Origin of the sequence: Chlorobaculum sp. 24CR (assembly GCF_004118635.1) — a bacterium.
Taxonomy (GTDB): domain Bacteria; phylum Bacteroidota; class Chlorobiia; order Chlorobiales; family Chlorobiaceae; genus Chlorobaculum.
Genome location: NZ_SDGU01000026.1, coordinates 95,830 through 107,867 on the forward strand (window position 1 = coordinate 95,830; position 12,038 = coordinate 107,867).

Below are 12,038 nucleotides of genomic sequence, written 5' to 3' on the forward strand. Positions count from 1 at the left end.
ATGCCTGTCAACGGCGAAGATCACGACGCCGACGGATTTGCATTGTCGCGCCCCTCTGCGCACCACGCGGCGAATCGCGCGGCCAGGTGCGTGATGTCCCCCGCGCCCATGAAGAGAAAGAGCGTCTCCGGCGCGGCCTCTTGGCGAAGCGCCGCCGTCAGTTCGTCGCTGTCACCGGCGAAAACGACCTGTTTCGCTCCGGCGGTTCTTGCCCCTTCCGCCACCAGCTCGCCGGTGATGCCGGGGTAGTCTTCCGACTTCTCGCGCGACGGGTAGATGCCCGCCACGTAAACCGTGTCGGCGCGGGAGAGCGCCCAGCCGAACTCACCGGCGAACTCCGCCGTCCGGGAATAGAGATGCGGCTGGAAGACCGCCACGATGCGGTGCTCTTTCCACCCCTCGCGGGCCGCCTTCACCGTCGCCTTCACCTCCGACGGGTGGTGCGCGTAGTCGTCGATGACGAAGAGGCCGTCGCTGCCACGGAACTTCGTCTGGAAGCGTCGGCGCATTCCGGTATAAGCGCCGAGACCGGCGATAATCTTCTCCGGCGACAGGCCGATTTCGAGGCCGACCGAGAAGGCCGCCAGCGCGTTGAGCACGTTGTGCCTGCCGGGCACGTTGAGCCGCACGCCGTCGTAGCGCTCGCCGAACGCCTCAACCGTGAAGGTGCTGCCGCCCTCGCCGGGTTCGATCCCGGAAGCCATCACATCGGCGTGCTCCTCGATGCCGAAGGTGGTGTAGCGGCGGTTCAGGCGCGGGATGATGCGCCGGATCTCCGGCCAGTCCGCGCAGCAGATGACGCGCCCGTAAAAGGGAACCTTGTTGGCGAACTCCGCGAAGCTGTCGCGCAGATTGTCCATCGTGCCGTAGGTGTCCATGTGCTCCGATTCGAGGCTGTTCAGCACGGCGATGGTGGGCGTAAGCTTGAGGAAGGCGCGGTCGTACTCGTCGGCCTCAATCACCATGTACTTGCCCTCGCCGACCACCGTGCTGCCCTTGAGGTAGTCCGAGACGCCGCCGATCATTACCGTCGGCGACTGGCCCGCTTCGATCAGGATGGTGGCGGCCATCGCCGTGGTGGTGGTTTTGCCGTGGGTGCCGGAGACGCAGATGCCCGATTTGTGGCGCATCAGCTCGCCGAGCATTTCGTCGCGCTTGATGACCGGAATGCCGAGCTTCTGGGCGGCGAGAATCTCGACGTTCTTCTCCGGGCGCACCGCCGAGGAGTAAACAACCACGTCGCTCGCGCCAACGTTTTCGGGCTGGTGCCCTTGGTGAACGACCGCGCCAAGCTCACGCAGCTTCTCGATCACCTCGCCGGACGCGAGGTCGGAGCCGCTGACCGAAAAGCCGGATTTCAGCAAGAGTTCGGCGATGGCGCTCATGCCCGCGCCGCCGATGCCGACGATATGCACATTCCTCGTTTTTCCCAGTTCCATTGAGTTTCACTCCTTTAATGAATCACAACATTCGTCAAAGAAAGATATTGGGCTAAAGCCCTTTTTTATTTTGTCTTAGTCCATGATCCCCGGACTAAAGTCCGGGGCAATTGTCCATGCGTTTTGGTGGCCGGAACATGAATACATCCACTCCGCCGCCCAATTCTCCAAATCCAAATCGATCCCCCGCCTCGCCCGGCAATCAGCGTCCGCCCTGTTTCGAGAGCGCGATTATTCTTTCCGCAAGCTCCGCCGCCGCGCCGGGATGGCCCTGTCGCCGGGCCGCCGCGCCCATCCGCGCGAGCTTGTCGCGGTCGCGGAAGAGCGCGAGGATCGCCTCGAACGACGCCTCTTCGCCGACTTTCGAGTCCTCGATCATGACGGACGCTCCCGCGCTGACGAGCGCCTGCGCGTTGTGGCGCTGGTGATCCGCCGCCGCGTAGGGGTAGGGAATCAGCACCGAGGGCTTGCCGAGGTTGGTCAGCTCGGCGAGGCTCGACGCGCCCGCGCGGCACAGCACCAGGTCAGCCGCGCCGTAGGCCTTGCCCATCTCCTGAATGTAGGGGCCGATCCAGCGGGTCGCCGAGGGGCCAGCCTCCGCCTGCACCCGCTCGGCGTCGAGCGAGCCGGTCTGCCAGATGAGGTTGACTGCGCCTTCGAGGCGGCGGCAGAGCTTCAGCACGGCGTTGTTGATCGCCCGCGCCCCCCGGCTTCCGCCGAAGACGAGCAGCGTCGGCAGGCTGCGGTCGAGGCCGAAAAAGTCGAGGCACGACTCGCGGCTCTCGCCGCCGAACTCCCGCGCCGGGTTGCCGGTCACGAACACCGTCGCCTTGCCGCCGAAAAACTTCCGGCTCTCCTCGAAGGACAGATGCACCTCCGAGGCCATCCGCGCCAAAAGCCGCGTCGTCACGCCGGGGAAGGCGTTCTGCTCCTGGATGAGCGTCTTTTTCCCCGAAAGCTGCGCGGCGAGCAGCAGCGGCGCGCTGACGTAGCCTCCCGTGCCCACCACCACGTCGGGCTTCTCCTTTCGGATGAACGCCATCGCCATCGAGAGCGCCTTGGCGAAGTCGGCGAGAATGGCCGCGTTCTCCGCCAGCGCGCGGAGCGACAGACCACGCTTCAATCCCCGCACCGGCAGCAGCACGAGCGGGTAGCCGAGGCGCGGCGCCTCGGTCGCCTCGATTCCTGCGGAGGTGCCCGCAAAGGAGATTTCGATGCCGGGCACGCGCTTCTTCAGCTCCGCCGCCATCGCCACGCCGGGGTAGAGATGGCCGCCGGTGCCGCCGCCCGCGAAGAGCGCTTTCATAACGCGACCTCCTTCGATTCGAGCAGCGCCAGCGCCTTCTGCATCGTTTCGCTTTTTTTCCGGAATCGCGAAATGCTGACGAGAATGCCGATGCCGAGCGAGTTGAAGAGCAGCGCCGTGCCGCCGTAGCTGATGAAGGGCAATGCCACGCCGGTGGTCGGCATGAGGTGGCTCGACACGGCGATGTTGATGAACGCGAAGAAGACGATGGCGAAGGTGACGCCCGTGGCCACGTAGCGCCCGAACAGATCGGGCGCGCGCTTGGCGATGATGATGCCGCAGACGAAAAGTCCGCTAAAAAGCAGCAGAATCGCCATTGCGCCGATAAAGCCGTACTCTTCGCCGATGACAACAAAAACAAAATCGTTATACGACAGAGGCAGGTAGAGTTCCCGCTGCTTGCTCGCTCCGAGGCCGAGGCCGAACAGGCCGCCGTTGCCGAGGCCGAGCAGCGCCTGCCGCACCTGGTAACTGAACTCCTTCTCGCCGCCGCCGAACGAAACGAGGCGGGCGACGCGGTAGGGCGCGGCGATGGCGAAGACCGCCGCGATCGGAATCAGCGGCAATGCGGTGGCGAGCAGATACTTGATGCGGATGCCGCCGATGAACATCAGCGTGAAGCCGATGATGGCAATGAGCGAGGCGGTGCTGAAGTTCGGTTCGAGCGCCACCAGCGCGACCACCAGCATCAGGAGCACCAGCATCGGATAGTAGCCGTCATGCAAATCCTTGATATAGGAGCGCTTTTCGGCGAGCAGCCGGGAGAAGTGAAAGATGATGGCGTATTTGGCCAGGTCGGAGGCCTGAAACTTCAGCGGCCCAAAACCGATCCAGCGGGCCGCGCCATGAATGACGTGCGCCAGCTTGAGCAGGAGCAGAATGGCTAACAGGCCGATGCTGACGAACAGAAACAGTTTACTGATTTTCCGGAAGATGTGGTAATCGAGGGTTCCCACCACGAAGATCACCACCATACCGGCGATGGCGAAGGAGAGCTGCCGCCACAAAAAGTACTGCGGATCGGAAAATTTCTGTTCCGCCCAGCCCGCGCCGCTACTATAGACCACCACCACGCCAATACACATCAGGAAGGCGACGATCAGCAACAGCAGCTTGCCGGCGATGCTTTCGCCCCGCCCGGTCGAGGCGGGCAGCAGCTCCATCGAATCGGCGGGCGCGTCGTCGAGGGCGAGGTCGAAATTCAGCTTCAGATCACTCAGCTTCATGCCAGCTCCCGGACAAGTTGCTTGAACTGGCGCCCGCGATCCTCGAAGTCGCGGAACATGTCGAAGCTCGAACAGGCGGGTGAAAAGAGCACGCTCGCGCCGGGCCGGGCTTGCTGGCGAGCCAGCTCGACCGCCTCCGCGAGCGACGCGGCAGAGTGGACGGTAACGACGCCCCGGAAGGCGTCGGCGATCTTCTCGCGTGACTCGCCAATCGCCACGATGCAGGCGACCTTCTCCCGCACGATGTCGGCAATGGCGCTGTAATCGTTGCCTTTGTCGCGCCCGCCCGCGATGAGCACCATGCCCGCCGGAACCGACTGGAGCGCCTGGCGCAGAGCGTTGACGTTGGTGGCTTTGGAGTCGTTGATCCAGTCGAGACCGCAGGCAGTTCCGGCAAACTCCTGCCGGTGCTCGACGCCGCCAAACCCGGCGAGCACACGCCGCATCGTCTCCGGCGAAACGCCAGCCGCCGAGGCCGCCGCCACGGAGGAGAGCACGTTGTAGAGATTGTGGTCGCCTCGAAAGCCCGGTTTCATGATCTCGTCAATCTGCATCAGCTTTTCGGTCGAGCCGGAGGTTCGGACGACAAGCTCGCCCCCCGCGACCGAAACGAAGTCACCCGGCGCATCGGCGAGAGGCGCGGCCCGCAGGCCGACGCGCACCACCCGGAAGGGCCACGGCTCCCGCCGGTCGAAGTGCGCCCGCAGGATCGGATCGTCGTGATTGCAGATCAGCGTATCGCCCGTGCTCTGGCGCGAGTGGATGCGGAACTTCGCCGTGGCGTAGGCCTCGATGCTGCCGCCGTAGCGATCCATGTGGTCGGGCGTGACGTTGGTCAACACCGCGATATTGGGCCGGAACTCGAAGCACCCTTCGAGCTGGTAGCTGGAGAGTTCGAGCACGGCGATGTCCGCCGCCGTCATGGCGGAGACCTCAAGCGAAAACGGAATGCCGATGTTGCCCACGCTGAAGGCGCGGAATCCGCGCCGCTCACCCTCCGCCTCGCAGATGCGGTGGAGGAGCGTGGCCGTGGTGGTTTTGCCGTCCGTGCCGGTGATGCCGATGATGCGAGCCGGGCAGAACCAGCTCGCCAGCTCGATTTCACTCACCACCGGAATGCCGCGCTCGCGCATCTGTCGGATGACCGGCGCTGTTTGCGCAATGCCGGGGCTGACGATGCAGAGCGCCGCCTCAAACACCCGCGCCGAGTGGCCGCCCTCCTCGAACGGCACGCCGAGCTGGCGCAGCGTTTTCGCCGCCTCCGGGCTGATGGCGCCAAATTCGCTCACGAATGGCCGCGCCCCGGCTCGCGCGAGCAGGCCTGCCGCCGCCACGCCGCTCTTTCCCGCGCCGATGATCGACGCCGCTTTTTCTTTCAGCTCTTCCGGTTTCACGTTATCGCAGTTTCAGAGTCATAAGACTTGTCAAAAAAAGCAGGATCGAGATGATCCAGAAGCGGATGACGATCTTCTGTTCCGCCCATCCTTTCAACTGAAAATGGTGGTGCAGCGGGGCCATCAAAAAAATGCGCCGCCCTTGGCCGTACAGTTTTTTCGTGATCTTGAACCAGCCAACCTGCATCGAAACCGAGAGGGTCTCGACGAAAAAGATTCCGGCCAGAATCGGCAAAAGCAGCTCCTGCTTTATCATGAGCGCGATCACCGCGATGGCGCTGCCGAGCGAAAGCGAGCCGGTGTCGCCCATGAACACCTCGGCGGGGCTGGAGTTGAACCACAGAAATCCGACGCAGGCCATGACGATGGCCATGCTCACCACGGTAACCTCGCCCGCGCCGGAGATGAAGGGAATGCTGAGATAACCGGCATAAACGGCGTTTCCGGCAAGATAGGCGAAACCGCCGAGGGCGAAGGTGACGATGGCGGCGTTTCCGGCGGCCAGGCCGTCGAGGCCGTCGGTGAGGTTGACCGCGTTGGAGACCGCCGTGATGATGAAGATCACCACCGGAATGTAAAAGATGCCGTAATCGACCGAGAGCTTCTTGAAAAAGGGCACGGTGGTGTCGGAGAGCAGCACCGAAAAGGCAGGGTCGTTCCAGGTGTAGAAGCCGATCACGAGGCCGAGCGTGACCTGCCCGATCAGCTTGTAGTGACCGGCCAGACCGCCTTTGACCTTCAGCACCACCTTCTGGTAGTCGTCGATGAAGCCGATCAGTCCCATCCAGAAGACCGCCAGCATGATGAGCCAGACGTGCGGGTCGTCGATTTTCGCCCAGAGAAAGGCCGAGATTTCAATCGCGAAAATAATCATGAGGCCGCCCATCGTGGGCACATCCTTTTTCTTGCGATGCTCCGGCGGGGCCTCCTCCTTGATTGGCTCGACGAATTTCGATTTGAGAAAGCGGATGAATCCCGGCCCGGCAACGAGAGTAATGAACAGGGCGGTAATCGCCGCCGCGCTGGCCCTGAAGGTCAGGTATTCGATGACCCGCAGACCAGGCACCGTGTAGAGTTCGTTGATATACCGGAGAATGTAATAGAGCATCGTCGGTTCAGATCGTGTGCTTTTGTTGCTGTTTGATAAGATCGTCCGCCGCCAGTTCGAGCCTCATGCCGCGCGACCCCTTGAAGAGCACCGCGTCGCCCGGCTGGACGTACTCCACGAGGAAGCCTCGCAGCTCGTCCATCGTCTCGAAGTGGCCCAGGCAGCGCTCGCCCGCTTCGCGGCAGACGAGCCGGGCAGCCTGGCCGATGGTGAGGCACGCATCGACCGGAAGCTGGCGAATATAATTGCCGATGATCTCATGTTCAAGGGGCGAATTGTCGCCGAGTTCGAGCATGTCGCCGAGCACGGCGATCCGGCGGCCACGGCACTCGATGGCGGCGAGCGTGTCGAGGGCCAGGCGCACCGAGTCGGGGTTGGCGTTGTAGGTGTCGTTGAGCACCACGATCTCGCCGTCGTCGAACAGCTCCATGCGCTTCCAGCCTTTGGCGGGCTGGAGCGAGCCAAGCCCGTCGGCGATCCGCGCCGGATCAAGGCCGAAGTGCGCGCCAACCGCCGAGGCGGCCACGGCGTTGATGACATTGTGCCGACCGACAAACTGCATCGCCACCGGCTGTCGGACGTTGGCCTCCGAGCAAAGGGTGAACGAAATGCGGCCCACGCGGTCAGCGCCGATCTGTTCGGCCCACCACGCGCGACCTGCTTCCGGCGTCGCCCCGTAGCCGGTTTTGCGTGACAGCTCGGCTCCGGCGGCGGCGAGGCGATGGTCGTCGAGATTGACGAACGCCTTACCGCCATGCGCTTCGAGGTAGCGAAACAGCGCCGCCTCGGCATCGGCCACGCCGTCGAGGGAGCCGAAAAATTCGAGATGCTCGTGGCCGATGTTGGTCAACAGGCCGTGCGTCGGGCGGACGAGCGAACAGAGAAACTCCATCTCGCCGGGGTGGTTGATGCCCATTTCGACGACCGCCACTTCGGTGTCGCGGCGCATCTGCAAGAGCGTCAGCGGCACGCCGAGGTGGTTGTTGAAGTTGCCCTGCGTGACGAGGACGTTGAAGCCGGTCGAGAGCACAGCCGACACCATCTCCTTGGTGGTGGTCTTGCCGTTGCTGCCGCCGATGCCGATCACCGGAATGTCGAAGCGCTCCCGGTAGCTTGTGGCGAGCTGCTGGAACGCCGCGACCGGATCGTCGGCGACCAGAAAGCGGTGGCCGGGGCCGCTGAACTCCGCCCCCTTTTCGGCGAACCACTGCCGCGACACCACGGCCCACGCGGCTCCGGCGGCGAACACCGCGCCGACGAAGCGGTGGCCGTCGGTGCGCTCGCCCGGTAGCGCCACGAACACCGAACCTTCGACCGCCTTGCGGGAATCGATCACCACCACCGGATCGTCGAGCCGGTAGCCCTCGTCCACGTCGCGGGCGATGATGGTTCCCGCCCGGCTGAAATCGCTGAAAATCAGCGCACCTTTCATCGTCACTTCCTCACTTCCTTTATTATTACTCCAGCGATTAAAACGCTTAAAACAATTGCCCCGGACTTCAGTCCGGGGGTTGGTATGGATAACACAAAATAAATCAGGGCTTTAGCCCAATTTCTTATTTCGGAGACTTTTGTGACGTATTGTCGCCGACTCAATTACGCTCATTGCCTTTGCGCGAAGCACGCCTCCACGCACTCGCGGTCGGAGAAGTGGTGCTTGACGCCCTCGATCTCCTGGTACGCTTCGTGCCCCTTTCCGGCTACCAGCAGAATGTCGCCCTCGCCGAGTCCCGCGACCGCCCGGCGGATCGCTTCGGCGCGGGCGGCGATGCGCAGGTGCGCCCGGCCCACCATGCCCGCTTCGACCTCGTCGAGAATCGCTTCGGGATTTTCATCCCTCGGATTGTCGGAGGTGAGGATCACCCGGTCGGCAAGTTCGGCGGCGATGCGGCCCATCACGGGGCGCTTCTGCCGGTCGCGGTTGCCGCCGCAGCCGAACACCACCGCGAGCTTCGCGTCTGCGGGCGTCACCCTTCGCAGGGCTTCGAGCGCCTTTTGCAGCGCGTCAGGCGTGTGGGCGTAATCGACCACGGCGCAGCGGCTGCGGTCGCGGCTCCAGATGCGCTCCATCCGCCCGGCTACGCTCTCGGCTGCGGCAAGCCCCGCAAGCGCGGTGGCGGAATGGATGCCGAGACCAACGCCGATGGCGAAGGCTTCGAGCATGTTCATCACGTTGTAGGCCCCCGGCAACGGCACGTCCATCGTCATCGTCCGGCCCCGGAAGGCAACCTCGGCTTTCGATCCATCGACGCTCATCTCCGAAACTTTCGCCTCGAAGCGCCGGTCGGGATCGCAGAACGATTCATCACGAGTCGAACAGCAGAACACCCGCTCTGGCGAAAGTTTGGCAGTCATGAACTTCGCACGGGGATCGTCGGCGTTGAGGACGGCGAAGCCTTCGCTGTCGAGGCGGTCGAAGAGCAGGCGCTTGGCTTCGGCGTACTCCTCCATCGTTTTGTGAAAATCGAGATGCTCCGGCGTCAGGTTGGTGAACACCGCTGCTCGGAAGAAGAGCCCGTGTACGCGGTCGAGCACCAGCGCGTGGGAGGAGACCTCCATAACCGCCGCTTTGCACCCGGCATCGGCCATCTGCCGGAAGAGCGCATGAAGCCTGTTCGATTCGGGCGTGGTGCGTTCGAGTTCAATATCGCGGTCGCCGATGCGGCACAGCCCCGTGCCGATGTATCCTGCGGGAATGCCTGAAGCGTTGAGCATCGAGGCGATGAGTCGCGCGGTGGTGGTTTTGCCGTTCGTGCCGGTGACGCCAATGAGCATCAGCTCGTCCGAGGCGTTGCCGTAAAACGCCTTCGAGAGTTCGGCGAGCGCTTTGCGGGCATCAGGCACGACGAGATACGTGACCGAATCGCGGCGTTCCGCCGGAAGCTCTTCGCACACCACTGCCAACGCGCCCGCCTCGATTGCCGCGTCGATAAAGCAGTGGCCGTCGGCGCAGAGGCCGCGTACCGCCACGAACACTGCGCCCGGCGTGACTGCCCGCGAATGGCAGGTCACGCCGGTGACGGCTTGCGCTCCGTTGCCGCCCCGGCGCTCGACCAGCAAGCCGAGTCCGGAAACCAGACGGTCGAGCTGCACCATCGGCGCTCCTGCGCGGTTTTCCTCCATCACTTCTCCTGGACTCTCCTTGTCAGGCTCACCCTGACTTTTGTCTCTTTACGAACCATCGTGCCGGGTGCGATGCTTTGCGAGGTCACGCTTCCGCCGCTGCTCCCGGCAGGCTCCAGTTTCAGGCCGCTCCATTCGAGTAGCCTGGCGGCTTCGCTTTCGCGCAGCCCCTTCAGATCGGGCACCACCACCGTCGAGACGCGGTCGAGCAGCTCCTTTTCGGGGGCCTTCATGCTCAGCCGTTTCTGCATTTCGAGAGAACAGGCCAGCGCCCGGCCACAGACCCTCGAAAAAACCGGGGCCGCGACGGCTGAGGCATAATACGCTGTCTGCGGTTCATCGACAACGATAATCGCCGCATACTGAGGGTTGTCGTAAGGAAAAAATCCGACGAACGACGCCACGTAGTAGCGCCACCCCTGATAGCTTCCGTTATGCAGCTTCTGCGCCGTGCCGGTCTTGCCCGCTACCGGAACTCCCTCGATTGCCGCCGACATGCCGGTGCCCTTTTCGACCACCGCGCGAAAATACTCCTTCGCCATGTACCGGGCCGTTTCGGGCTTCAGCGCCTGCGCTACCTTCAGCGCCTCATGCTCCGTGATCGTCTTGCCGTCAGGCCCGGTCACGCTTTTGATGATGAAGGGCTTCATGCGCGCTCCGTCGTTGGCCAGCGTGGCGTAGGCCTGAATCACCTGGAGCGGCGTTGCCATGACCTGGTAGCCGTAACCCATCCAGGGAAGCGTCATGCTGCCCCAGCGCGAAACCGGCTTGAGCATCCCTGCTGACTCGCCGATGAGGTCAACCCTGGTCTTTTCTCCAAAGCCGAGGGCGCGGGCGTAGCGGTAAAAGGTTTGCGCTCCGAGCCTCATGGCGGTGCTCGCCGCGACGACGTTGCTCGACTCGGTGATCGCCTTCTGAAAATTCATCGCCTCGAACGGCTCGTGATCCCGGATGAACTTTCCATGAACCATGAGTGAGCCTCCGTGGCCATCAACCGGCGTCTGTGCCGTCCAGTGCAACGCCTCGGTGGCCGCCGAGGCCATGACGATCTTGAAGGTCGATCCCGGCTCGAACATGTCGGTGATCGCCCGGTTGCGCATCTGATCGATGGTCAGCCCCTTCCGGCGGTTCATGTCGAAGGTGGGGTAGTTGGCCATTGCGATGATTTCGCCGGTCCGCACGTCCATCACGATGCCCATCGCGTTCCGAGCCTTGAACTCCGCGACCGCCTGTGCGAGTTCCTCTTCGAGGATGCCCTGCACGTCGGCGTCGATGGTCAGCATCACGTCATTGCCGGCAAGGGGTTGCACCTGCTCGGCGTCGGGCGCGGGGTAGCTTTCGCCGGTTGCCGAACGCTGAAAAATCCGCACGCCGTCGCGGCCCCGGAGCTTTTCGTCGAAGCTCTTCTCGATGCCGCTGACCCCCTTGTTGTCGCGGTCGGTCAGGCCGATGAGCTGCGCGGCCACGTTCAGGTAGTAGCGGTGCTGCTCGCGTTTGAAGCCCACCCCCTTGATCTTGAGGCTCATCAGTTGCCCGGCGCGCGCTACCGGCACATTGCGCTCAAGCCAGACAAAGCGCTTCTTCTTGCGGAGCAGGTCGAGATAGTTGCGGCGGCTCTTGCCGAAGGTGTCCGAAAACAGCTTTGCGGTGGCTCCTGCATCTTGCACATGTTTGGGATCGGCATAAAAGGAGATGCTCTCGACGCTCTCGGCAAGCGGACGGCCCTGGCGATCCAGAATGCGTCCCCGGCGGGCCGTTTCGGTCACCATCACCTCGTATTGGCGGTTTGCCTTTGCCCGGTACTTTTTGACATCGAACACCTGGATGCCCAGCAGTTTCGAGACAATCGCCAGACAAAACAGCAGCATGATCGCCGCCATGACCCCCAGGCGCAGGCCGAACTCACGGTCGCTGGTGCCGCCTTGTTCCGGTGTTGTTTGCTCGTCGTTCATGCGCTCGTCGATGAAATCACGGTTCGGTCAGGGTTCGATCTCGACCGGCGGAATGAACGAGGAGTCGAGGTCGAGTTTTTTGGCATAGCCGGAGATGTAGCGGATGCTTTGAAGCTCGCGGCTTTTCAGCTCCTCGGCGGTGCGGATGCTGGTGCTGATCCTGAGCTGCTCCCGCAAGCGCTCGTTGCGCCGAGCCAGGTCGTTGATGGCGAGGGTATTGTTGATCTGCACCAGGAACAGCGCCGTACCGATGACAAGGTACACGAAGGTTCTCAGCCGCAGCAGCGAGCCGATATCGAAAATTTCCGGCGAAGGCTCCTTTTGCGAAGAATGGTAGCGAACTTCCGGATCGAAGCCGAATGGCCGCCCGTCAAGCGCTTCGATGCCGCCGCCGTTCTCCTGCCCGAAAAGCCTGGCCGCCATTCCGGTAAAACCGGCAAACTGCTTTCCGGCGGATTTCAACACGTTCACGGCACACCTCCCCTGATGT

9 protein-coding genes are annotated in these 12,038 nt (G+C 63.1%); all 9 read right to left on the bottom strand.

What is annotated here, in order from left to right; all coding sequences use genetic code 11:
* Positions 1 to 20 precede the first annotated feature (20 nt).
* The gene (gene murC, locus EST62_RS06425; RefSeq protein WP_129051279.1) at positions 21 to 1,439 is read right to left on the bottom strand and encodes a UDP-N-acetylmuramate--L-alanine ligase; all 1,419 of its coding nucleotides are present in this window, start codon (positions 1,437 to 1,439) and stop codon (positions 21 to 23) included.
* Between the two features lie 202 nt (positions 1,440 to 1,641).
* Positions 1,642 to 2,745 (bottom strand): undecaprenyldiphospho-muramoylpentapeptide beta-N-acetylglucosaminyltransferase, encoded by a 1,104-nt coding sequence (murG, locus tag EST62_RS06430; RefSeq protein WP_129051280.1) that lies wholly within the window; start codon positions 2,743 to 2,745, stop codon positions 1,642 to 1,644.
* The gene (locus EST62_RS06435; protein WP_129051317.1) at positions 2,742 to 3,908 is read right to left on the bottom strand and encodes an FtsW/RodA/SpoVE family cell cycle protein; all 1,167 of its coding nucleotides are present in this window, start codon (positions 3,906 to 3,908) and stop codon (positions 2,742 to 2,744) included. Before EST62_RS06435 ends, murG begins: the two co-directional genes overlap by 4 nt.
* 59 nt (positions 3,909 to 3,967) lie before the next feature.
* A complete protein-coding gene (murD, locus tag EST62_RS06440; protein ID WP_129051281.1) occupies positions 3,968 to 5,365 on the bottom strand; it encodes a UDP-N-acetylmuramoyl-L-alanine--D-glutamate ligase in 1,398 nt (465 codons plus the stop codon).
* 1 nt (position 5,366) lies between these two features.
* Positions 5,367 to 6,473 carry a phospho-N-acetylmuramoyl-pentapeptide-transferase gene (mraY, locus tag EST62_RS06445; protein WP_129051282.1) on the bottom strand — a complete coding sequence of 369 codons (1,107 nt, stop codon included), beginning with the start codon at positions 6,471 to 6,473 and terminating at the stop codon, positions 5,367 to 5,369.
* 7 nt (positions 6,474 to 6,480) lie between these two features.
* Positions 6,481 to 7,905 carry a UDP-N-acetylmuramoyl-tripeptide--D-alanyl-D-alanine ligase gene (gene murF, locus EST62_RS06450; RefSeq protein WP_167599216.1) on the bottom strand — a complete coding sequence of 475 codons (1,425 nt, stop codon included), beginning with the start codon at positions 7,903 to 7,905 and terminating at the stop codon, positions 6,481 to 6,483.
* Between the two features lie 170 nt (positions 7,906 to 8,075).
* Positions 8,076 to 9,596 (bottom strand): UDP-N-acetylmuramoyl-L-alanyl-D-glutamate--2,6-diaminopimelate ligase, encoded by a 1,521-nt coding sequence (locus EST62_RS06455; protein WP_129051284.1) that lies wholly within the window; start codon positions 9,594 to 9,596, stop codon positions 8,076 to 8,078.
* Positions 9,596 to 11,548, bottom strand: coding sequence for a penicillin-binding protein (locus tag EST62_RS06460; RefSeq protein ID WP_129051285.1), 1,953 nt, complete (start codon positions 11,546 to 11,548; stop codon positions 9,596 to 9,598). The genes EST62_RS06455 and EST62_RS06460 overlap by 1 nt, the downstream gene beginning before the upstream one ends.
* 27 nt (positions 11,549 to 11,575) lie before the next feature.
* Positions 11,576 to 12,019, bottom strand: coding sequence for a hypothetical protein (locus tag EST62_RS06465; protein ID WP_129051286.1), 444 nt, complete (start codon positions 12,017 to 12,019; stop codon positions 11,576 to 11,578).
* Positions 12,020 to 12,038: the final 19 nt, after the last annotated feature.

What these genes read in the sequence shown, in the direction of transcription:
- murC (WP_129051279.1), bottom strand. Translation starts at nt 1,439, where the DNA reads ATGGAACTGGGAAAAACGAGGAATGTGCATATCGTCGGCATCGGCGGC.
- murF (WP_167599216.1), bottom strand. Translation starts at nt 7,905, where the DNA reads ATGAAAGGTGCGCTGATTTTCAGCGATTTCAGCCGGGCGGGAACCATC.
- EST62_RS06460 (WP_129051285.1), bottom strand. Translation starts at nt 11,548, where the DNA reads ATGAACGACGAGCAAACAACACCGGAACAAGGCGGCACCAGCGACCGT.
- mraY (WP_129051282.1), bottom strand. Translation starts at nt 6,473, where the DNA reads ATGCTCTATTACATTCTCCGGTATATCAACGAACTCTACACGGTGCCT.
- murG (WP_129051280.1), bottom strand. Translation starts at nt 2,745, where the DNA reads ATGAAAGCGCTCTTCGCGGGCGGCGGCACCGGCGGCCATCTCTACCCC.
- EST62_RS06435 (WP_129051317.1), bottom strand. Translation starts at nt 3,908, where the DNA reads ATGGAGCTGCTGCCCGCCTCGACCGGGCGGGGCGAAAGCATCGCCGGC.
- EST62_RS06455 (WP_129051284.1), bottom strand. Translation starts at nt 9,596, where the DNA reads ATGGAGGAAAACCGCGCAGGAGCGCCGATGGTGCAGCTCGACCGTCTG.